This window comes from Sphingomonas sp. GC_Shp_6 (assembly GCF_026540835.1).
Taxonomy (GTDB): domain Bacteria; phylum Pseudomonadota; class Alphaproteobacteria; order Sphingomonadales; family Sphingomonadaceae; genus Sphingomonas.
Genome location: NZ_JALNUO010000023.1, coordinates 19,368 through 42,547, shown reverse-complemented (window position 1 = coordinate 42,547; position 23,180 = coordinate 19,368). Strand labels below are relative to the sequence as shown.

The following is a 23,180-nucleotide window of genomic DNA, read 5'->3' as shown; positions in this document are numbered from 1 at the left end:
GATACGCCATACCTGCGGCGGTCTAGCGGCCCTATCCGTCTCCCCGAAGGGCATTCGCAGACCTGGGCTGTCGTCTGGGCCGCAGCGAACCCTCGACAATCGTTGCGCGACGTCGCACATCCACGCGGACCGCAGCATTGCGCTAACGGGGCTGCCGTGGTGATCGGTCGTCAAAAGCACGAACCGGAATGCTCATACGCGGAATGCTACTTGAAAAAGGTCCGGCTACACGCCGTGAGTTCGTGCTTTTGACGACCGTTCGTGCCTGACCAGCGTTGCGCAGAAAGCTGCATCACGCATCCAGGACGAGCGCGTACGTCGGCGTTCCTCTGTCTTTTACTCGGACGATCTTGGCTTGTTGAGCGAGCAGGTGCGCGACACGGCCGACTCGTTGACCGGGATTGATGCGATGGCCAGACGGCACCAAATGGCGGTCGCAGCGGAGTTGGTTAGGGGTTAGCGTTCCGTAGCCGTAAGTTCGTAGCCGTTTGAAGAACCCGAGAAGATTTTGATTCAGGCCGACCTCATTATTGCCGCAGATAACGCATGAACTCAGCGGCGACCGTCTTGTAGGTAAAGCTGAAGTATAAGCGTTGGCATCAATCTTGGTGGAACGCCCTCGTCAAGCATCATTGCAAACATCTCATCGTCATTTGCCGTCGGTCCAAGCCCCTCGATGACCAGATTAGCGCGCGCTTCCGCCAGATCGTCACGCCAAAGTGCAATTTGATCCGGTGTGCCACGTTCAAACGTCATCGAGCGGATCTTCGTTTGCATCTTAATCAGATCGACATCCCCCATTATGGGTCGCCTCCGCACGCTTGAGGGTGTCTTTGAACCTATACGACCGATGCAGATCGAAAAAGGAAAGTGTCAGCGTTTGCGGCGAACCGTGTCGCAAAGCTCATTCTCCGGGTCACACTCCGCACGTCATATGCCCCGCATCATAATTAGCGATAACGCTGATTCCCGCTAATTACATGCTGGCGCAGATTCCGGTGATCGGTTAGCCCGTTTCATGGATTCCGGACGGTCTCGCTCACCGGCCGGTTGGATGAACGTGCGGCGCAGGAGGTCGGCTTGCCCGATGATGACATCGATGATGCGGCTCGCGTCGACCGCGCGGACTTGAACGCGATCGTGGCTGATGCGCTGGTCGTCGTTGATCAGGTCCAGTCGCTCGAACCCTATCTCCCGCAGCTTGCGCCCCACGATCGCGAGCGCGTCGACGACTATGTCCGCCGGGCGTCCGCTGACGCGACCTTGCGCGCCTACAAGTCGGACTGGCGGCTGTTCTGCGCGTGGTGCCAAGAGAGCGGCTATCGCCCGCTTCCCGCGACGCCGGCGACGGTCGCCGCGTTCCTGACGCTGCTTGCCGAGAGCGGGTTCACTCCGAAGGAACTCCGCCGGACGAAGCGGGGGACGGTGCTGCCGCGCAAGGAGCCAGTGGCGCTTGGCCGTGCGACGATCGGCCGGCGACTTGCTGCCATCGTATTCGCGCACCGAGCCGCCGACGTCGAGCCGCCGACCTCGCAGCCAGACGCGGCTCGCCTCGAGCGCGCGATGCGCGGCATCCGCAAGGACAAGCGCGGCGAGATGCCTGGCAAGAAGCGGCCCGCAGACGGCGACGTGCTGCGCGACATGGTACGCGCGATCACGGGTGAGGATTTGCGCAGCTACCGCGACCGCGCACTACTTGCGATCGGGATGGCCGGAGCGTTCCGCCGTTCCGAGCTCGTGGCAATCACCGTTGCGCGTGTGAGCGAGGATAACCGCGGGCTGCTAGTGCGCATCGCGGCATCGAAGACTGACCAGGAGGGCAAGGGTCACACCGTCGCGATCCCCGACGGCCGCAGGCTTGAACCAGTGAGGCATTACCGCGCCTGGCTCGAGCAGGCAGGCATCACCAGCGGGCCGGTATTCCGCAAGCTGACGCCACAGGGCCGGCTAACCGACAAGCCAATGAGCGCCCAAGGCGTGGCGTTGGTAGTCAAAGCGGCTGCGATCGCCGCGGGCTACTCGCCGGAGTTGTTCTCAGGCCACTCTCTCCGCGCCGGGTTCCTTACCGAGGCCGGTCGTCAGAACGCCAATTTGTTCAAAATGAAGGAGCATAGTCGGCATTCATCTTTGGAGATGGTAGCGGAATATGTGCGGGACCATGAGCGGTTCCGCGAGCATGCCGGCGAGGGATTCCTGTAGCTCCGACCTAAATCCAAACATCCAACCCTTCCCGGTAACCCGTCCATATGCCAGTTAAGCTTTATTCGGCAGTCCCCGGCCTGTCGGTTTCAAGAACCGCGACATGGGAAAGCAAACTTGGATAGCCTTGGATACGCGCTGCCGTCGCCGAACGTAGAGTTGGCATTGCGAGAACTGTTATTACCAATATCCGAAATCTGGCAGCGCGATTATCGCGCGCAAGACCCTCCCCTTCCCGCCATGCTACCGTACTAACTTCCAAAAGGCTGGGTGCCTATGATGGCGGATCAACCAATGCGCAGACGGACGTGAAAGAGACATATGTCGAAAGATAGCGAAGTTCGCGAGGGCGAAAAGGTCCCTATCGACATCTTGGTCGCAGTCATCGCCGCGCTGTTTCCTGAACGTGCCAAGACCGGCCGCGTCCGCAAGATCATTCGCCTTGAGGACGACATTCACCCGATGATCGAGGACCTGACATTCGCCGTCGAGGCCTTGGCTCACGGAAGCGCAGACCAGCACGTTGATGGCGCAGTGATACTTAAATTGATGGATGAAGTCGATCGCGTCGACGATGACGAGACCCAAAGCCGCCTTCTTGCTGGCCTCCTTACGTACGCCGAGCGGCGCTGGTCCAGTTTCGTCAACGACTTCTCTAAACTGGCGCTTCAACCTTACAAAGGGCCAGTTTTGTTCTTCCGTTTTCCTCGCCTGCGCACCGATCCCGAATTGCTGAGCATGCTCGTGCGATCGATTGCGCAGGAGCACGACTATGTCAGTTGGCTCCAGGAGCCGTTGTCTGAAATCGCTCCCTCGTCGCTACAGCAGGCCCGACAATTCATTGCGGCATTACAGGAGCGCGCTGACCGAGACAAATCTGACGGGAAAGCTCTCGCAGCCTCGGTGTTTGCCGCGCTCGGCCGTGGTCTGGGCTGGAGCCCGTGGATCGTTCTCCAAACCATTATTCATGCGCGCCCCGATTTTGCTGATCCGCACGCCGCTTTCGGCGTCGACGATAACCAGTCGCGTCATTCGCGCGAGACGATCGATGCCAATACGGATCTAGCCGGCCACATTGAAGGCGAAAGCCGACTGCGTGAGATTGCGGGCATTCTGTTGGAGCTTCTTGTTTCGGATAGTAGCTACAGCATTGACAACCTTTTAGCCCGTCCAGCTGAAACGCAAGCGGCCTATGTGCAGACACTTAGGGATGCGATTGGCGATGACGCACCAATCCGACAAGCGGTTATCGAAACACTCCTTTGGTCGGCCAATAGAAGGGCCGCTGACGTCGCCCAATTTGCGGCCACATCGCTCGCGCAGGCAGAAGACCGAGAGAGCCTCGTTGCTTTAGGAGGCCATCCGGTTCGTCTCGTGCGATTTGCTGCCCGCGCCGTGCGCGCGGCGAAGTTCGGAGACCGTCTCGAGGGTGTATCGCTGCCAACTGCCGGCAGCCTCCTGCGGGGCCTCGCGGCGTTCGAGGGCGGAACCGATTCGAGTGACGAGCATGCTCGGACATGGCTTGGAGACCGCGCCATTGAACGTCTGATCGAAAAGACAATCGCCAACGTCGAAGCGCGTGTCGCGCGAGATTACGAAGATCATGGTGATGAAGGCGAGGATCGGCTTCTATCATCGCTCTTCACTGAACTGGCTCTGCGTTTTGGCGATCTGGATCAGACCCTCGAGGGCTTAGCGCGCGCGGCGTCAGCCCCCCAGCGCGCCTCCGTTACGTTGAGGTATCGCAACATCGATCGCGCCGAGGAGGGTGCCAAGGGGATCAGGGGGGTCGAAAGCTTTTCTGCGGATCTCTGCCTGATCATTGATCCCCTTATTGAAGGGAAGTCCCTCGGTCGGCGCGTCACACTCGTTCAAGCGAAACGGCTCTACCGAAATAAGAAGGCGTTGGTGCAACCAACTTGGGATAATTCCTTCAAACTCAACCGCGACCAACTCATCGCCCTTAAGGAACAGACGCCTTCAAGCGTTTACTTTTTTCATGGCCCTCCGCTTGGCGGTCGGGGGATACCGATCATACCAACCCAGCTAGTTAGCGATCTCGCTGGCGCTCAAGGAGCAGGGAACCAGATCGCGACAACTGTGGTGTCCGTCGCTTCGCGATCGCTTGCCGACTGGCTGACCTATGATGCACTGGCGTTGCGCGTGGGCGATCCGTATCAAGATCTCGTAGAGAAGGTCGAGGGTCGGCCAGGATCGTTGCCGAGACGCCTGCTTCAGTTGCCAACCGTCGAAGTGGACATCGCCTTGACAACCCGAAGCGAGGCACGCTGACTCTCGCCTGGACCTAAAATACAAACGACCGCCGGTGATCGCATGTGAAATGCTGTAGAGCTCGCTTGCTGGACTCTTACACCTTGAGCAAGGAGGCGAGCGGGATGCTGCATTTGGTCGAGCAGGTAGCGCTACTTGCAGTGGACGCAGAAGGCTCGACCTTGACCTCGGGTCAGAGGCCGCACTGCGTGTTTCGTCGCATCTAGCTAGCGGCCCGCCCCAGAGCGAGCGGCTGAAGCGAAAGTACCGCACTAATCACGATGGCGATTTGCAACTACTAGTTTCGCTTGTGAACGGAATTCAGATCATTCCTGACTTCCGGACCGGCGGCGATCGGCGCTATCACGCTCCATGGCTAGACGCACATGGTCGCTTATCACCCGGCCACGGATAGGTTGAGTCGCGTAGAGAGGCGTGAACATATGAGTAAAATGGTCGTCCTCAAGCCGGTCGTATGGAACGACAATGGGTACACTTGGCCCTCGGGTATCCCCGCAGGGAGCGGATACTCGCAGGACCATGGGTACGGACACGAAGAGTGGAATGGTCGATCCGACTGGGTCTGGGACGGTTGGAAAGTTTTCCATACGCAGGCGAAAGGCCGGATGAACGACTATGCTGCCATGGGTCAGCTTGGCATCATCATGACGACTATGAAGAGCGGCAGGTTTTTCGCGGTCGGGGTAGGCTGCAACGTCTACGAGAACAGTGAAGAGGACAACATGGAGATCGCGGCCGCGCTCGACCTACCGGGGTATGCAACTGACCTATGGGCGGTACCCGCGATCGCCGAACGAAAGAACGGCCGCCAAGCGTTCAACCGACACTGGCGCGATCATATGCACGTCAACTGGAGATGCCCGCAGACGCATTTCGCCTGGTTCGGCAGGCCTATTCCAATCATACCGAACGATCTCATTCCTGCCGATCCGCCACGTCAGGCAATCGCGAAGATGCATGGTTCTTACCAAGCGATCCGGCCAGATCAGGCCCTCTCCGTCGTTCGCCGTGCGCTTGCTGCCGACCATTCCGTAGTCGGCTGGCTGTCGACGGACGACTTCGATCCTGTTCGCAACCGAGCAGTACAGGGCGCGCCGCCTCCGATGGGCGGTCGAAGGTCGGCTGGTACGGCAATCGATCCGGTCAGGCGCTATATCGAAGAGTATGAGTTGGTCGTCTCTCCCCGTCACCACGTCCTCCAGAGCGATTTCGAGATGTTCTTGCGTGGCCGACGCGTCAAGTCTGTCCAGCCGAACGTCGATCGGGTCGACCTGCGCTTTAAATCGGCAGAACGAGGCAATGTCCTTGTCGAGATCAAGCCAACTGATCCTTCAACCGTTCGCTTCGCGATCCGTACAGCGATGGGCCAGCTTTTGGATTATCGCCAGCGTGCCTCCGGCAATTACAATGCTCTAATTGTCCTAGACGACGAACCTGGCGAGGAAGATGCAGACTTGGCGCTTTTCAACGGGTTCGCGATCGCTTGGCGCAGCGGAACAGGGTTCGCCTGGAAGTGGCCAAAGTAGATTTGCGTTCTCAAAAGTAACGATGCTCGGTGGGGACGCTGGTGCGCCCATCGCGTCGCTTCGGATCGCAGGGGAGGCAGATCAAGCAAATTTTTGCGGGTCTTGGACTCTGCACCGGGTAACGACAGTTGTCCGTTTCAGATCCTTTCCTGTATCACCAAAATCAGTATTTCCACCGTACCAAAGGGTGCTTGGCACCATCCCCTGACCGGCTTGGATGCCTCGGCGTCCGATTGCCCGTCGTTAAATCGCCAAAACGATGCAGTTCTACGCCGGCATCGAGCGCCGCCGCGAGCGCCCAGCCTTGCTTGTGCCTACCGGCCTCTCCCCAGCCGGCAACGACGGGCCAGCCATCGCGCGCTGCCTCGTTTAGTACTCTGACGCAGTGTTCCTCGTTCACCTCTCGGATTGCAACCGTCTCGTGAAGCGCTGGTCCGACGTCGCTGCACCTCAACGAGTAAAGATTGATTATCCTAAAGCCGTCGAGTTCGAGCCTATTGGCTTCCACCATGATCCGCCTCACCGTCGGGTCGAGGACAATCTCGGTCGCAGTCGACGGGTTGAGTAGCCAGCCCACCAACAACCGTCCGCCACCCCATCTCCACTGTAGGTCAAAGCGATGTTGCTCATCATCGCTGTACCAAGCCTCAGTGCGGTGAAGCGCGCTCCTACGATTCATCTTCGTTATTCGATGTTGAGCGCCTACTCATATCGGATTAAGTTACGTCGATCGGGAGCGGAAACTGGCCATCCGCGTCAGCGTGCAGGCTCGCACGAACACTTGTAGGCCCTAGGCTCTTGAGCGCCTGCAGCGTCTCCGGGCGAGCTATTCGCGTTATAAGCCACCGCCGACGCCATGCCGCGGCAATGTCTACGCTGGCGGCCGCTGCTACCGGCGCGCTGCCAAGGCCGACGAGTGCAGGGCGAGCGCCAGGCGTCAACTCGCAGCCGTAGAATATCCTTGGGGTCGCGTGATGCAAGATCGCATCGCTTTTTAAGCCGAGTGCATCGAGGCCCTCGCGGATCTGACGCAGCCGGGGGCTAGTGCCCTCCCCGAACCGATTATTGACGCGGCGAGAGTCATGCCTAGCAAATGCCATGTTCCGTAGCGCATGCGCCGTTTCGTTGCCGAGATGGAGGGTGCCAAACCCACCCGTCAGGCTCTTGCCAATTGCCCCCCAACGAAGGTCGCACGGCAGGCCTGGATGATCTGCGGCGCGCAGAACCAGCCGATTATACTGACTAGACCCGATCCCATAGAGGCTGGTCGTGGTGACGAGCCGAAGATTTGCTGAGCGGCTGACCGGACGGCCGGCCATCTGCGACGTAATTACGCTGATCTGCCCGCCATAACGTCGCGCATATGCGTCGCGGACATCCTGTGAAGCCAGCAAAAGGGCGACGAGCTTGCCGCCCAGCAATTCGTTGTAAGGATGAACAGCGCCACAAATACTCACGTCGGCCACTTCGCTCGATAGGCCCGCCTTGCGGAACTCGGCCATCACGATGTCGATCGCACGGCAGCCGTCCCGCGACCGAAAAAGACGCTCAAGCGCCTGAACCGGCCAGCGCTTTAAGCGTGCAGCGCGGAAAGTCTGCCTGGCAAACAGCAGTTTTGCCAGGCTCTCGGCACGCTTACGAACGAAGAGAAGATCTTCGGACGCGGCCACCCAATCCGAATCCGGCATCGCTGTCTTCAGCGTTCCGCGATGCGGGCGAATGATTTTGCCATCGCCCAGTTGCGCTTCGTAATGCGCGCGCAATTCGACCTCGCGCGAGAACGCGGCACCGGCGGCGATCTGCTCCATGCGCATCGCGACCGTTTCAGTGGGCGTCTTAATCTCGGTGGCAGATACAAGATCGTCCCAACGCACTTCGCCGATCGAAGCGTCAACACGGGCCAACATCGCCTCGGCGAATTCGGTCGAATCCCACTCGCCGCTGGCAACCCGGTCTTGAGCGGACTCCCGCAACCACCCGATCCAAGTGTCGCGAGCGGTCAAACGCATAACCGGGCTGGCCAGCATAGCGATACCCATAACCGGACGGTTAGGGCGCGCAGCGTTGCGTATGAGGACGAGCATCTGCCGTCCCGGGATCGAGCGGTACTCGTGTGCCCACGTATGCCGGAAATACCGCCAAATATCGATTAGCGGCAAGCCTGTATCGGTGCATCGGACCCCGGCCTCGCAAACCTCGACGACGGGATCGACAACCTTCGCCAATGCAGCTTCGCGCTCGTCGGCGGGCAGGTCGTTGATCTTAGCGAGCACTCTGGCGAGATCGGCACCATCATCGATCAGATCGATAATCGAGGTATTGCCGCTATTCTTACGGAAACGTCGACGTTCAGAGCGCTCAAGGAAAGCCCTCACGGATGGTTCGGCGAGTTGGCGGCGGCGCGCGACCTGCAGGGCCTGGCGTACACGCGCCTTGATGTCGTCAATCGACTGCTCGCCCTTGGCAGCCAAGCCCGGCGGCTGGAATGTTATCGCTCCGGCCTTCGAGGTGACCTGCCATCCTTGCTCCGCAAGATCAGCGACCAATAGAAGGATCGCGCGCAGCTTCAGACTGTCACCATCGTCGATGTAGCTCCGGGCTAGGGCCCTCATCGCGTCGGCAAAGCCAGGCAACGGCGCGCTGCCGAAATCGATCGCTTCGTTCAGTTCCTGGCGCTCTGCAGGCGCAAGAAATGGCGAAAATGCGCGCGTTTGGCCGGGACCATAGAGTTTGTCGTTTGCGGTCACCCAGCCTCCAGAATCAGTTGGGCCGCTCGCGCGGCCCCCGACTCCTATCGCATCATGACGGCAATTTAGCCACCTCGATTAGTCATGCCATTGAGTAGCCCCTAGTTTTCTAGACGCCTTGAGCCATCAAAGCCTGCTGCCGTTCAAACTCGACGGGCGACAGCATCCCGTTCCTGACGTGCTTGCGGATCGGGTTGTAGAACATCTCGATGTAATCGAACACGTCCTGCCGGGCTTCGCCGCGGGTTTTATAGGTCCGACGCCGGATGCGCTCACGCTTGAGCGAGGAGAAGAAGCTCTCGGCCACGGCATTGTCGTGGCAGTTGCCGCGTCGGCTCATCGAGTGCTCAAGATTGTGAGCGCGGATGAAGGCAGCCCAGTCCATGCTCGTGAACTGCGATCCCTGGTCCGAATGGATCAGCACCCGACACTTCGGCTTACGCCGCCAGACCGCCATGTGCAGCGCCTGCAAAACCACATCGGTTGTCTGACGGCTTTGCAACGACCATCCCACCACGCGACGGGAGTAGAGGTCGAGCACGACCGCCAGATAGGCGAAACCTTCCATCGTGCGGATATACGTGATGTCCGTCACCCAGGCGCGATCAGCCTGCGGCACGTCGAACTGCCGATCCAACGTGTTGGCAGCAACGGCCGAAGGCCTTCCTCCTGAACTGCCTGGACGCCGCTTGTAGCCGATCTGCGCCTTGATGCCTGCCAGGTTGGTCAGGCGGGCAACGCGATTAGGACAACAGGTCTCGCCCTGATCGAGCAGATCGTCGTGCAACTTTCGATACCCATAGACCTTGCCGCTGTCGCTCCAGGCCTGCCGGATCAATGCAATCTGCCGAGCATCTTCTTGTGCTCGCCGGCTCAGCGGCGCTTTGCGCCAGGCGTAAAAACCGCTGGGCTGGATCGCCAGGCACCGGCACATCGCGCGGACGCCAAACTGGTTCTGATGCTCGGCAACAAACGCGTATCTCACTTGGCATCCCTGGCGAAATACGCGGTGGCTTTTTTTAAGATGTCGCGCTCCTCGGTCACCCGAGCCAACTCGCGCTTCAACTGGCGGATCTCGGCGTCCTTATTGGCATCGCCCGACACCACCTTCGCGAACTGCTTCTTCCACGCATACAGCGAATGTGGGCTGACGCCGAGGCGCTGCGAAACCTCCGCTACCGGGTAACCCCGCTCCGTGATCTGCACCACCGCGTCACGCTTGAACTCATCGCTGAAATTGGGTTTCCCCATCGTCGCCTCCTGTCCTCAAAATTAGGACCCGAGGCGTCCAGAAATCTAGGGGCTACTCACATTGAGTTGCGCCGACATCTTCATCGTCGCTTGCGACGAGGTGAGAAGCCATCATGCCGAGCGCCTGTTCGAGGCGTCTGGACCAGAGATTCACTTGACTAAATAGATCGCCCCGCGCCCCTTCAACCGCGTCCAGCAACACGTCGCCGTAGCAGAACAGGAGAATTTCTAACGCCGATCGAAACTCCGCAGTCGTGGACGGGGATTGATAGAGATCCTCATAAAAGCGATGCGCGGTGTTTATGTGGAGCGACCGTGCACCGGCATGACGATCCACGCGAAAGAACGGTTGGCCGGGCCTGGTTTCGAATTGAAGGCGATACGGCGACACCCGTAGGCCAAGATCATACTGCTGCTCGCGCTCTTGCATTCCACCTAGCCCGATGACGCCGCCCATGGCGCGTTCGGATAGCAGTCGCTCGCCCGGCCTGGGGCTGAACGCAGTTAGCCGCCTCGCGAGTTTGGCATCCTTGACCTTGCCCCGCAGTTGCTCGACGGCCTTCGGGACACCCGCCTCGCGCAACAAATCCCAAATGAAGGTCGAAACGGTTACCTGTTGCTTCGATGTCGTGACGCCAAAAGCCTCGTCGAGCGTCGCCGAGAACTCGATCTCAACCTTGATATAGCGGTCGTTGTTGATGAAGCTGGTCCAAGGGGTTCGGGTCTGGACGTCGATCAGGCGGCCATTACGGCTGAAGATGATCCCGTGGTAATCTTTGAGGATAGCGAAGCGCTGATTTGCGTTGAGGCCGACCGCGTCGCGTTCCTTGTCAACCGACCCGAAGCTGGGGGGAAGCCAAGCATAACGCAGCGTCATTGCGCCTCGATAGACCTTCGTATCCGGATCACGGACCTCAACGCGGATCGGTTCGAGGGCATTGGCCCGGTCCCTGTCGAGGTCGTGAAGATGAAAGTCCGGCGTGAGAAACAGGGGGTCGATCGGATCGACATATTCATTGTCGACGTACAACGCCGCTTCGCCGCGCAGTTTGTGATAAGTCACGCCGAATTGCCGACGCAGATTCTCACGTAGGCCTTGAGTCGTGGCCCATTCCAGCCGATCAAGCTTGTCAATCAAGATCACGGTGCCCCCCCGCCATCCACGCGGATAGGCAACGGCGATATGGTCGGCGACGAAGGCTGGTAACTCGGCGATGCCAGGCTCTGGCACAACAATCTCGCCGCTCGGATCGGTATACTCGCCTGCCGCAAGATGATCGAGGTCCAGGGTCACGACATGAAGATCGCCTTGGGTGACTGCCGAGTAGACAGTGAAGCGTCGGCCGAGGCTGACGGATGCGCAAGGCAACCCATAACCATAACGACCTAGGCCCGTGCGATCATCCTCCCGGTGCGTTCCGCCCCACATGACCGCCATGCGGATCATGTCTGGCTCCATGCCATGCCCATTGTCAATCACGGCAAGCTGAACAGGCTTCTTGCTCGACGTAGTCCCGTCATAGCCGAAGACGATGTCGACCCGATCAGCGAAGGCTTGGAGCGAATTATCGATCAGTTCGGCGATGGCGTCGCCGTTGCTGCGATAACCTAGATCGCGAATGCCTCTGACAAAAGCCTCGGGCACCATCAGGCCGTACTTCGAACGCTCACGCCGAACCTGGGCATAAGCACGTTGGGCAGCAAGAACGGAACTGATACCGGCACCGCGCATCGATTGCGAATTGGTCATGGATCAGGCTGCCGATCGCCATAGCGCGTTGAAGATGGTCATCTGTCTGTGCAGCGCGAACCGCGACAGGCCGACGGTGTCGGCGGCAATTGAAACGGGGGCATCATCCAAGTAAATGAGGCGGAGCGCCCTGGCGACGGAGGGCGGCGCCCGGCGCAATGCCCATTCCACGTCCACACGGTCCTCGCATTGTTTGATCCCATCAGCTGCGGCGTGACTCTCAAGCAGGTCGAGATCCAGATGCCGATCGCCCTGCTCGCCAACGGTGCAGCGCTCGACAACCTGACGGTCGACGATACGGCCAATGTCCTCGGCTGCGACTTTTGGTACCGGCGGATCAGCCGGCATCTGCCGCGTCCGACGACCCGGAAGTGCATAATCGGCTCGAACGATGCGGATCGCGGCAAAGACCGCGCGCCGAAAGATGGACAAACCGGACCGGACCGCCAGCGCATCTGGCCCGCACGACATCAATTCGGCAAAGGCCTGACCCAGCACCTCTTCATGACGATCTTCGGGAAAGTCGGCGCAGAACCGGTTAGTGATCGCCCGGCAATAGCGCGCCGCTTGGAGTCCGAGACGCTGCTGATGATAGGGGCGCTGCAAAAGCGCGGATTCAATAAGAATATTGAGTGTAACGCCGCTCATGACGGAGTCCTCCTGTTCGCTGCTTGGGCCTTCAAAAAATTCAGCTTGAAGGCCGTTGCAGCGTCCGGGGGACATGACGGCTCATGGCCGCACCTACACTGGTTTCGAGCTGGTACGCTTTACTTGTTACGCCACCTTACCAAGACACCGTGTGCTTGGCCAGATGGTGACACAGGGGCTATCGCCCCTGTGTCGATCTATTCTGCTGCCTGCAGTTCGGCTTCCTCTGCAATGTCGCCGGTCGCATCAGTGGCCTCGGCCGATTCCTCATCGACCGGAGCCATTTTCTGCTGGAGCGAGGTATAGGCGTCGGTCAGGAAGTTGCTCCACGCTCGTTCACGCTGGGTTACATACCAGTTCGCGGTTTCCTCATTCTCCACAGCCAATTCCGCGCGTGCCAGGGCGATTAGCAAGATATCGAGCGCCTGCTTTGCCTGTCCGCCATGCGGCATGCTGAGTAGTGGGCTATACAGCGTCTGGAAGAAGGGATGCCGCCGGTTGATGAGCACGCCGACCTGAGATCCGTTTAGCCAGTTTGGCTTATAAAAGGGTCCGCGCGGCTCGTCATAGAAGTCGATCACATAGGGCCGACGCTTTGCTTCATCCTCCAGGGCCTTCCGGGCGGCATCGATGGAGCTTTTGTCGACCTTCGAACGCTGGGTGACGCTTTCCTCAAGGTCTTCGCGTACCATTGCCTTGAGCCGCTCGGCCACGCGCGGCTTCTGACCAGCCATGACGTCAGCAGCAGCTGCGGCAATTTCCGCTGCGGATGGCTGGACACTCTTTTCGGCCTTGGCGCTCTCCTGCTTGGCACGTTCCTCCTTGCGCATCTTGCGCTGGAAGGTCTGTTCTCGGCCTAATTGGTCATCGATGTTCTCAGAGGCGAACAGTCTCCAGAGGTCCTCCATCGGTCGGACGGTCTGCTTATCGTTGGTAATGCCGAAGACTTCGTCGAGATCGGGATCGAAGCGAACTTCGACGCCCCAGTGATAAGCGTAGGACTGGAGCAAAGGCCAATCCCCAAGTCCTTTGGACTGATCCTTCACCGACTTGGGAAAGACATCGACCGTCTCGATCTCGCGGCCGGCGCGAACAAAGGACATCCCGCGCCGCGTCTTGCGGATTTCAAAACGGCGGTTGGCGTCGCTCGTCGCCTTCTGTCCGTTTGCGGCTGCCTCGGCAAATCCGTAAGGAAAGCGTGCCACGCGGACATATATCGCGCCGGCAGCTTCAAGATCGGGATCGCTGCGATCGAGTTCCGATAGGTCGGCGACCTTCGACAAGCTAGGTATGCCGGTTTCGGGATCACGCGCATATTTGACCGCGATATTGTAGTCCGCGCTCATTTTAGATCCACCCTTCGCCTCGTCGAGATAATAACGGCCGTGGGGGGTCAGGAAGATCGGATCGACAGCAGCGATCTTCGTCTTATCGATGAACAGGTCGACCTTTTCGAGCAGGTAGCGATAGGTGACGCCGAAATCGTCGAGCAGATGCTCCTTCATTAACGCCGGCGTGCGGTAGCTAAGGCGATCGGGCTCGACCCAGACAACGACAGTGCCATGGTCGAACGCGAGCCCAGCCTTATCGAGGTAGCTCTGAACGAATGCTGGCAGCGTCGCATCGACGGGGGCTTCGATCGTATGCAGCCCATGCTGACGAACGCGGCGTACGTCGAGGGTAGCCTTGGTGATCGTCGGCGCTTCGGCGGTCTTGGTATAAACCTCGACAAGCTTGGTCTGATTGATCGATGCGTTAGGCAGACCGAACCCGAATTTGCCGATGAAGGCGGGATCGTCGAAATGCGTGCCGGATCCCCAGGAAAGGGCGTATCGCGCCATCTTGGGGAGCATTCCCGACCCGTTGTCAATGAATGCCATCGCGTGGATCGATTCCGAACGTTGGTGCGCCTTCAACTGCTTGGGCCGCTCGAAGCAAATGTCGATCCGGGTCGCCTTAGCCTCGATCGCGTTATCAACGATCTCGCGGGCGGCCGCGGCGGTGTTGCGGTAACCGCTGCGACGTTGGGACTCGAGCGCTTGTGCTGCGTTGAAAAGCGGAAATGGGAAATCGTCCGGCAGCTTGGCGAGGTACTTTTCCTGGCGTTCGACTTCGGTGAGCAGGCGATCGTCGGCGTTGATATCGATCTTCATAATGTCCTCCTTAAATTACGGCACATGGCCGCTGGTGGCATTCCTACTTAGACCAGCCTGAGCGCGCATTGTGCGGCGGCGGCTAAAAAAAGTCGTTACGGCGAGGTGACTACGGCTTTCGAAACGACGGGAAGATGGCGGCGATGCCAGCCAGGCTGCCAAGCGCGATCATTACGATTGCCGTGCCCGAAGTCAGCTTGCCCGATGCATTAGCGGCGATCATGCCGGGACCGGCTGCTGCTGCTCCAATGAAGAGAGCGCGGAGGGCAGCCATGACCAGTGAGCCGCCAAATACCATTTGCAGCGAAATGTCCTGACGCACCTGCCCATCGGCATCGTCTTCTGCAAACAGGAATAGCCGGAGACCGCTGACACGACGCAAGACCTCCGGCTCCGCGGCAAATACGTAACGCTTCACGTCGTAGCGAGAATCGATCACGCTGCTTTTCGCTGACGCAAATTGAAGCGAGTCATCGTTTGCCTCGGCGACAAGCGCGAGTTCCTTAGGCGGAGGCTTAGCGCCGTGAGGATCAGGCTGATTTTCAAACAACCTTAGGCAGTAGACCTGGCACTCGTATCTTTTACCGGTCCGGAGCACGAATGCGCCTTGGTCGATGCGGCTCGGGGCTGCCCACGTTCCGAACCAGCTTCGACCACTTATCTCGCTGACGTTACGAACTGAAAAGAAGGCGGTCTGCTCGGTAGCAAAGGAGGCGTGATCGCTCAACGTCCGTGCTGTCGTTTCGAATGCGTCGAAGGAACGGCGTTTGTGCGGCCTCGGGTCGAAATCTGCGCTGAACCCATAGAGTTCGTCCGCCGCTGGGGCAGAGTTGGGAAGCCGGATGCGATCGGTTGTGGTCATCGCGGCGCGCAAGGCGGCGTCGGACAGGTTCGCCGCAAACGCATCGGCTGCCAGCGTTAGAATGTAAGACGTTCCGACCTGTTCAGCGCGGATAATCCGAGCAAACCGTACCGGCACGAGTTCGTATGGATTTGCAGCCGTACCGTCGGCGACAAAGCAGATCAGCGCGGATTCATCGGCGAGTTGTGCACCAGGCACACGGCTGCGAACGTCGTCCGCAAGCCAGTTGGCGCTATAGCGGAACTGCATCTGGCCACCATGCGGCAAGGCCAGCATCCGGATGATATCATCCGCGTAGCGCGGTCGTGACGACGAAGAGAGAAAGATGATCACGGGCGCCCCCCTTGCTTGGTCAGGCGCGTCTGCGCTTAGCGGACGAAATTTGGCTCGCCAGGCTTTGGCTCCCACACAAGATGGATCCAGCCCTTAGGGACGTAATGCGAAAGACCCTGACCATCGAAAATTCGGTGTCCGCCGCTCTCACTGACGTTGAGCCTAGCGGGGTTTTCGATCCGCACGGTCGCGCCGGAGTCGAACTGGTACTCACGCCAGGCCTCGCTCGAGATGTCAGTGAATACGAGATCGCTCTCGTTCTTGAATTCCAGCGCCGGGGCAGTAGCCATCATGGTGTTCCGATCTCTTTCTGTTCCGATATCTATAACGTCAACAATGGTGCATTCCAGCCTCATTCTCCTTCTGCCAGGGATGATGTGACCAATTTGCCAAGTTCCCGATCATCAATCGAGAACCGTGATCGTTCGGCCGAGGTTGGGCAGCCGCTGGATGCGGTATCTGCATGGTTGGGGAATACTGGAACCTTCGCGTCGCCTATCGACGCGGCGGTGATAGGCCGCGCCCTGCAGGCGCGGCCTTTCGTATTAGTCAGCGTTACGCCGGTTAGAGCGCGACCAGATCAGCGAGTGGGTTTTCCCATCTGCGTCCTCGAACAGATTGGCGTAGATCGGAGCGATGAAGCTCGGATCGTCGAACTCCAAGCTGAGATAGCGACGGCCCTCATTCGACGTTTCGACCCAGCCGGCGCCGATTTCGGCGCGCCCCACCGTGACCACATGAGTGGCTGCGTTTTCGCCGGTCTGGTTTTCGTCGGGCGTGATTCGGACGTTCTTGGCTTGGACCGAGAGCGTGACGATCTCGCCGATGTAAGAGCCGTCAGCGTTCTTGATGAATGTGCCGATGCTTGCCATTTTGCGTCTCCAGATAATCGAACCCGCGACCATCGCGGCCTCGATGGCGTCGATCAGGCCGGGACGAACGCGCGCGCAGGCGAAGCCCCGCAGCGCCAGCGAAGGACGGCGGAGACGGGATTTTCTTGTTGCGCGAGGAATGGCGCTTTGCGCCAGGGGAAGAAAACCCCAACATAGCCGTTGCGCGTACAAGCGTTCGAGGCGAAGCCGATCTCGGCCAGAACGCCAATCGAAAGAGGCCGTGTGCCGCGGGATCAACCTGGAGATTATGGCCAATAAGTCGGGCTGCAGTGACCAAAAAAAGCGGCGATAGGGAGGCATTTGAACCACCCTAGCGAGTTGCTCGCCCCCCAGTCAGCGCGGCATCAAAGCACAGGATCGACCTTTGCGCTCCTGGCCTAGCCGCCGGTATCGCGAGACCCAGGCCAGTCCCATCTGAACGCACTGCCAGACAAATTTTCGAAAGTTTTAGTTTTCATCGGCAAATTGGCGGGGCAACATGCGTTGGGGCAACATGTTCAATCGGATGAGAAATGGGGGGGGCAATCGATAGCGACGTTGTAATCGAGCGGCTGCACGCATCGCTGACCGTGCATTTCCGTGAATTACGCGCTGCGCGCTCTGACACACCTTACTATCTTCTCGAACATGAGCTCGGTTACCCGGAGCTTTCATCGCTCATGGAATCTGTGCGGGCGTCGCTCGCACGCCACCGCATCGAGGCGGGGTGGTGGGATACGCGTCCGCTGCCCCTCCTCGTCGCCGCAACCGAAATTGGCTATGTCTATCGCGGCACAGGTACTGACTTCTGGCCGATCTTTGCCCAACAACTGCAAGTGGTCTCGCATGGGGATCGCGCGGCCCTATCGACCTTGTTCCGGCGATGGGTAAGCAAGTTGGGCTTGGCTCAGCCGCCTGACAGCCCGTGGAACCTTGCCTTCTGCCATATTGCCTGGCCGGTACTTCATGCGATCCTCCCGATCGAACTGCATCGGCCGCTGGCGCGGGCCTTGCGCGACGTCCGCGGACATCTCGATCTCAGCGCGAGCGATGCCGCCCTACTCGCGCCGATCCGCAACCGCGCGCAATTGGCGGGGGGTGTGCGACTGATCGGATGGCTTGAAGACCACTATACAGCCGCGGCGGTCATTCGGCAATTTCTCCAGCCTAGCGGTGAGCATGGCATCGCCAGTTCCGCGCTTCAGCGCATCGCGGCCGATCTCGCGCGCGACGAAACCGCCAAGGCGGCGCTGCGCGAGGCGCGTAAACGACAGAAGGCACTTGAAGCCCAGCCCAAGCAGCGCGCGCGCCGGCGCGCCGAGATCGAACCACGCTTCGCGCCATTGATCCTGCGCCTGGTCGAACAGCGGCTCGGGCTTGCGCTCAAGATCCCGCAAATGGAGCAGGCCGCGCGCGACTCCGCGCGAAGCGCGCTCGACGCCCTGCGTTGGCGCGCCTCTCTCTGGGGCGACAGCCGCCCGGTTCCGGGACGCAACCTCTTCAGCGATTATCCACTGCCGCTGCAGGTCGATGCCCTACCGGCGCCGGATGTGCCGCTGCTGCACGACATCGCAGCACTGCCGATCGCCCAGGACGCCAAGGTTTTCCTTGGCAGCCTGCGGGTCGCGACGCACGCGCCCTTGCTATTTTCCGACTTTGCCGACGACGGTGACGCGCTGCAACGCAGTTCGGGTGGGATTGCCGACAGCGGACACTGCATCGTGCTGGTCGGCGCCGGACCGGCTGCGCCCGGCAATGCCGACCACCTTGGCAGCGTCGCAGGGCTCAGGGCCTATCGGCTCGACGCAGCTGATCCGGCGAACCAGACGTGGCTAACCGCTCTCGGCTTCGCGGTGCGGCAAACCAGCCGCTTTGCCTGGCTTGGCGATGCCGAGAGCGAGCAGCACCGCCCGATCCGCCGCTTTTATGCCGGCAGCTTCATCGCGTTCGGATTGAGCAGACCGGATGGCACTTGCGACATCCGCCTGACCACCCCTGATGGCAAGCAATCAGCTTTGTCCGGGACAGGAAGCCTGCTCGCCGGCTTCACCGCGTCCGAGCTTGGCGTCTACCGCCTGCGCTACGGCGCCGGCGAGGAACAGGCGTTCGAGGTCATAGCCGCGCAAGATGACATTGCCCTCCTCACCGTCGATATCGATGCCGGTAGCGGTGCGACTGTTGATCTCGCCGATCGGCAAATCACTTTGCGCTTCGATAGCGCCGCAATCGTGCAGGAAGCCGAGCTTGAAATGACCCTCCACTGCGATGGGCGCGAGGTCGGGCGGGTGCGCGACATCCTACCTGATACGCCATGCCGGCTCGCGGGCGACCATGCCATCTGGGACCATCTGATCGACAGCGACACCGTGGAACGCCTGCTTAGCGCGCGGCGGGCCGAACTCCGGGTCGCGGTCACCGGGCTGCTCGAAGCCTCGTTCGCGTTCGAACAGGTTACCGCACCCTTTGCCTGGATCAGGCAGGCTGACGGACATCTTACTGCCAGTGACGAGACTGGAAACCTTGCGGTCTATGCCGCTAGCCCGGACCGCCCACTCGCGCTGGCCGCCACCGACGGCACGACAACGGGCGAAGATATCCGCCTGCTGCGTGCCGGCCATGATCGGCCGCTGCAGACCGGCGGATTTTGCGTCGGACCGCGGATATGGCGCGGAGGCGAGGCACCGGTCGCACGCAAACCCGAGCGTCTACTGCGCCAGTTCGAGGGTGCCTGTGACAAGGCAGCCGATGGACGTAGTGTCGTTGATGCTCTGATCGGCTGGGCCGCCGCGGGCGTCGACCATCCGGTGACGCAGTTTCGCCGCGGCCAAATCGTGCGCCAGCTCGAAGGCTGGATGGTCGAGCAATTGTGCGGCGACCCATGGGCGGAGCAGGAAGCGGCTCTGGCCGAGCGGCGTGGGCGGACCTTCGTCAGCGCATTCCTGAGCGCCTGCGCGCGCCTTTCGATCGGCTATTGCGATGTGGGCCTGTCGCGCGCGCAGCGGGCCTTGCTCGACCGAATCCTGGCGCGCCAGATCGAAGCGCGCGCCTTGCCGATCAGCCTGGAGACAAGCCGCGAGCCGATCGACGAGGATCTCGCGATCGCGCTCGATGAACTGTTCAACGACGGCTACGCCTTGCTGTGCGAGGACATCGAGTCTGTCGGCGACGACTGCCCGTTCAATCCTGATGACGACATCGATGTGGGCGAAGTCAGCGAGAATTGGGATCGTGCGCTGCGCGCGGCGGCGAGTGAGGCGGCGCTGATTGGGCTGGTCGATCTGCTGCGCCCGCTAGATGCGGGCGACATGCTCAGCCTCGCAGATTTTGAATCCATGCTCCCAGACGACGTGGTTGATCTGCTCCACGACTGGATCGTGAAGAATCGGCCAGCACATCACGCCCGCAACTGGAACCGCGACCTTGTCGAGTCGGCCTATTGGCTGTTCGCCAGGCCGGCAGTTGCGGCGCGGCTGTCATGGAAGGCTGCAACCGAGCGATTGCTCGCCGATGGTTTCTCAGCCCGAGCCATCCGCTACGCGGCCCTTCGCGCCGGCGCGACGTGGGGGAGCGGATGAGCGATCCCTATCTCGACACTTGTCTGGGAGTGCAGGCGGTTCGCCGCCGGACCGAGCGCGAGGTGGCGGGGCTTGGCGGCGCCACCGGCGTTGCCGCGGCCCCCTATCCCCACCAATTGGCCAATGTGCAGCGGATCCTCTCGGACAGCCGCATCCGACACCTGATCGCCGATGAAGTGGGTCTGGGCAAAACCGTCCAGACGCTGATGATCCTCAATGCGCTCCGGCTGCAGAATCCGCGGCACCGCGCGCTGATCCTCGTGCCCGACAATATCGCTCCGCAATGGCTGATCGAGTGTCAGACGCGCGGGCATTTCACCCCCCTCGGCCGCGCGCCCGAAGAAGAAGAGGAAGGCGCGCATGTCCGGCTCGCTTATTATGACCAGTTGGGCTCGGTCACCGAGATCGATTCCAGTATCTACGATCTGCTGGTGGTTGATGAGTTGCACCGGCTCCAGGCCAATGCCCGACAGCGCATCGCCGATGTCGCTGGCGACTTCCGCCAATTGCTGTTGCTGTCGGCGACGCCGAAGCTGGAGGATGTCGAGGCCTTCCGGCAATTGCTCACGATTCTCGAGCCTGAACGGATGGCGATGGCTGCGCGGACCTCGGGGACACCCGAGACGACACTTCGCGAGCGTGAGGCCGGAGCCGCTGAATTGCTTAGGGAGGGAGCGTCCGCTGACTGGGGCGCTGCTGGGCTGTTGCCGCCGCCCGAACGTGGGCAGGCGTCCGCCGCCGCGATGGCACACAGCATCTTGCGCCGCGTCACTCACGCCAATCGGCGCGACTATCCCGATCTACTGCCGCAGCGCGCGCTCCACCGCATTGCGATCGAGCCGACCGCCGACGAAGTCGCGCGGCAGGAGCAGGTGTGGCAGTTCATCGGCCATGCGGGTCGCAGCGCTGCGTCGACCGACCTTGCTCGCCTCGGCCAAGTGGCGTTGCGCTCGCCGCGTGCGCTGAGCGAGCGCATCAACATTCTGCGCGGACGCGATCAGCGCGACCCGCAAGGTTTCCTTGCGGCGGCGGTCAAGCATCTCGAAGCCGCCAATGGCGACAGCCGCGTCGAAGCGACGATCGATCTGCTGGTCGATATCTGGAACGATAATCCGGACGAGGCCGTGCTCATCGTCGCGGAAGATAATCCGACGGTCGACTATCTTGAGAGGATGATTCCGCAATTCCTGCCGGCCATCGGCCCGCAGGGCAAGCGCCGGCCGCTGTCGCTCGCGGTCAACCGCAATCGCGATGCCTCCGCCACCGCCGATCTGGTCGACCTGTTCGAAGAGTATGACGATGGTATCGGCGGATTTGTTGATGGCGACGACCAATTGCTCATCGCCGCCGATGTCGCGCAAGTTGGCCTTAACCTCCAGCATGCGCGCAAACTGATCTTCTTCAGCATGCCTTGGTCGCCAGTGGCTGTCGAACAGTGGATCGGCCGGTTAGATCGGCTCGGTAGCGCGGCGCTCACCGACCAGCCTGGCGAACGCACGATCGATATCTACGCAATCTATCAGCGCGGACAGGTCGACGAGCGGGTAGTGTCCGTGCTCGACGACTTCGCCATCTTCAAGCGTAGCATTCGGCTCGACGGCGACGAGATCAACGTCGTCGGCCAGCATATCGTCGATGCCGCGCTCACGCCGCACACCGTCAATTGGCAGGCGCTGTCTCAGGAAGCGCGCGATATCGCCAACGACAATGGCGATGCACTGGTCACGCCGCTGTCGGGCGCACTGCCTTGGACAACGGCGCGCGCGCGAACCCTCGCTGAACAATTCGACCGCACCGGTGCGCTCGGTCCGTTGCTGGAACAGTCGACGGCGCGCCGCGCGATCGTTCGGATCGAGACGGGCTTGCGCGGATGGATGCGCCTGATCGGCCGCGCGAACGGGCTGCGGATCTGGAAAGGCAAGGATTCCGACGAGCCCGCACGCACCTTCCGTATGCTGCATTATTATCGCTCGCCCTATGCGACGGGTCCGGCGGAGCCACGCTTCCCGCTGCCGGGCCTCGATCCGCGCGATGGCCAGCGCTACGCCTATCTTGATAGCCGGCGTTCGCTGGAGTCGCCGCCGATCCCGACAGTTTATCTCGACGAGAATTCGGCGACCCCGCTCAATTTCCTCGACCATGGCGATCCGCTCCACGACGCGCTGGTCAGCGAATGGACCAAGATCGGCAAGGCCGCGCCGTCATGCCTGAAGATCCGGCTCCCCGAAGGCCACGCGCTGGCTACCGAAGCGGGTCGCGGGAGCTACTTGGTAGCAATCCTAGGCTGGGTGCCGGGCGATCGTCATTTCGCGGAACTCGACCGGAGCCAGATCGTCGCGCTCCTCCAGGAGTCGCGAACACGGCAGGAGCAGAAACCCTTCTGGGACGCGATCCAAGTGATGGAAGAGGATCTGCGGGCCGATCGTCGCTGGCTGAACAGCCTTTTCACCTCGCGGTTGGATGTGCTGGCTGCGCGCCATGAGCGTGGCGTCTGGACGCTCGCTGACCAGGCGACTGCCGATGCCCTCTTCACGCCGTGGGACGTCGCGGCGCGGGGCGAAAAGATCGTCCTTTCGACCGGCCAGCGCATACCCTTGCCTGCAGACATCAAAGCCGCGCAGGGTGCCGGTGGGGCGATGCTGTTACAGGAATTCGCCAGACGCCATCAGCATTCGCTCGCCGAATGCCCGGACCTCAAGCAACGCATCGCGAGCCGGCGCTACCTCATCGCCAGCGAGGCCGAGGATGCGATCGCGGCACGACAGGCAGTGCTCGACGACGCCACCGCGCAGGGAATGGAAACGAGCGAACAGGGTTTCGCCCGTAGTCGATACCGCGCCATCCGCAATGCCCGAGACATGGCGATCCTTGCGCGCGATGTCCGCCTGTCGCGCCTCGATGGTGTGTCCGATGCGCTCGAGGAAGCGCGCTACGACGAGTATAAGTTCATGGTGATGACGCTCGAATAGGCG

Annotated in this window: 15 protein-coding genes; 5 read left to right on the top strand and 10 right to left on the bottom strand. The window is 60.7% G+C overall.

Annotated elements, in window-relative coordinates; translation table 11 throughout:
• Window positions 1–552: 552 nt before the first annotated feature.
• Window positions 553–801, bottom strand: coding sequence for a hypothetical protein (locus OXQ95_RS17285; protein ID WP_267382735.1), 249 nt, complete (start codon window positions 799–801; stop codon window positions 553–555).
• Between the two features lie 279 nt (window positions 802–1,080).
• On the opposite strand from OXQ95_RS17285, the gene OXQ95_RS17280 reads away from it, so the two are divergent.
• The 3 genes from OXQ95_RS17280 to OXQ95_RS17270 all read left to right on the top strand — a co-directional run bounded on the left by OXQ95_RS17280 (window position 1,081) and on the right by OXQ95_RS17270 (window position 6,017).
• Window positions 1,081–2,199 (top strand): site-specific integrase, encoded by a 1,119-nt coding sequence (locus tag OXQ95_RS17280; RefSeq protein WP_267382734.1) that lies wholly within the window; start codon window positions 1,081–1,083, stop codon window positions 2,197–2,199.
• Between the two features lie 321 nt (window positions 2,200–2,520).
• Entirely contained in the window at window positions 2,521–4,491 is a 1,971-nt protein-coding gene (locus OXQ95_RS17275; protein ID WP_267382732.1) for a hypothetical protein, read from the top strand.
• A gap of 605 nt (window positions 4,492–5,096) precedes the next feature.
• A complete protein-coding gene (locus OXQ95_RS17270; RefSeq protein ID WP_267382730.1) occupies window positions 5,097–6,017 on the top strand; it encodes a hypothetical protein in 921 nt (306 codons plus the stop codon).
• A 163-nt stretch (window positions 6,018–6,180) separates the two neighbouring features.
• Here OXQ95_RS17270 and OXQ95_RS17265 read toward each other — a convergent pair whose 3' ends face one another.
• The 9 genes from OXQ95_RS17265 to OXQ95_RS17225 form a co-directional block, all read right to left on the bottom strand.
• The gene (locus tag OXQ95_RS17265) at window positions 6,181–6,696 is read right to left on the bottom strand and encodes a DUF1643 domain-containing protein (protein WP_267382728.1); all 516 of its coding nucleotides are present in this window, start codon (window positions 6,694–6,696) and stop codon (window positions 6,181–6,183) included.
• A gap of 37 nt (window positions 6,697–6,733) precedes the next feature.
• Window positions 6,734–8,764, bottom strand: a complete 2,031-nt coding sequence (locus tag OXQ95_RS17260; protein ID WP_267382725.1) for a Druantia anti-phage system protein DruA — start codon at window positions 8,762–8,764, stop codon at window positions 6,734–6,736.
• Between the two features lie 109 nt (window positions 8,765–8,873).
• Window positions 8,874–10,015, bottom strand: a protein-coding gene (locus tag OXQ95_RS17255; RefSeq protein ID WP_267382723.1) for an IS3 family transposase whose coding sequence is annotated in 2 segments (ribosomal slippage) — window positions 8,874–9,775 and window positions 9,775–10,015 — 1,143 coding nt in all. Because the reading frame shifts where the segments join, the coding sequence is not laid out codon by codon here.
• Between the two features lie 52 nt (window positions 10,016–10,067).
• The gene (locus OXQ95_RS17250; RefSeq protein ID WP_267382721.1) at window positions 10,068–11,765 is read right to left on the bottom strand and encodes an ATP-binding protein; all 1,698 of its coding nucleotides are present in this window, start codon (window positions 11,763–11,765) and stop codon (window positions 10,068–10,070) included.
• A 3-nt stretch (window positions 11,766–11,768) separates the two neighbouring features.
• Window positions 11,769–12,488, bottom strand: coding sequence for a hypothetical protein (locus OXQ95_RS17245; protein ID WP_267382719.1), 720 nt, complete (start codon window positions 12,486–12,488; stop codon window positions 11,769–11,771).
• Window positions 12,489–12,610: 122 nt separating this feature from the next.
• Window positions 12,611–14,566 carry an ATP-binding protein gene (locus OXQ95_RS17240; protein WP_267382717.1) on the bottom strand — a complete coding sequence of 652 codons (1,956 nt, stop codon included), beginning with the start codon at window positions 14,564–14,566 and terminating at the stop codon, window positions 12,611–12,613.
• Between the two features lie 109 nt (window positions 14,567–14,675).
• The gene (locus OXQ95_RS17235) at window positions 14,676–15,761 is read right to left on the bottom strand and encodes a hypothetical protein (RefSeq protein ID WP_267382715.1); all 1,086 of its coding nucleotides are present in this window, start codon (window positions 15,759–15,761) and stop codon (window positions 14,676–14,678) included.
• Between the two features lie 35 nt (window positions 15,762–15,796).
• Entirely contained in the window at window positions 15,797–16,051 is a 255-nt protein-coding gene (locus tag OXQ95_RS17230; protein ID WP_267382713.1) for a hypothetical protein, read from the bottom strand.
• A 255-nt stretch (window positions 16,052–16,306) separates the two neighbouring features.
• A complete protein-coding gene (locus OXQ95_RS17225; RefSeq protein WP_267382737.1) occupies window positions 16,307–16,633 on the bottom strand; it encodes a DUF736 domain-containing protein in 327 nt (108 codons plus the stop codon).
• A 533-nt stretch (window positions 16,634–17,166) separates the two neighbouring features.
• Here OXQ95_RS17225 and OXQ95_RS17220 point away from each other — a divergent pair.
• Window positions 17,167–20,208: a hypothetical protein gene (locus OXQ95_RS17220; protein WP_267382711.1), complete on the top strand. Its 3,042-nt coding sequence runs from the start codon at window positions 17,167–17,169 to the stop codon at window positions 20,206–20,208.
• Window positions 20,205–23,177 carry an SNF2-related protein gene (locus tag OXQ95_RS17215; protein WP_267382709.1) on the top strand — a complete coding sequence of 991 codons (2,973 nt, stop codon included), beginning with the start codon at window positions 20,205–20,207 and terminating at the stop codon, window positions 23,175–23,177. The genes OXQ95_RS17220 and OXQ95_RS17215 overlap by 4 nt, the downstream gene beginning before the upstream one ends.
• The last annotated feature ends 3 nt before the right edge of the window (window positions 23,178–23,180 follow it).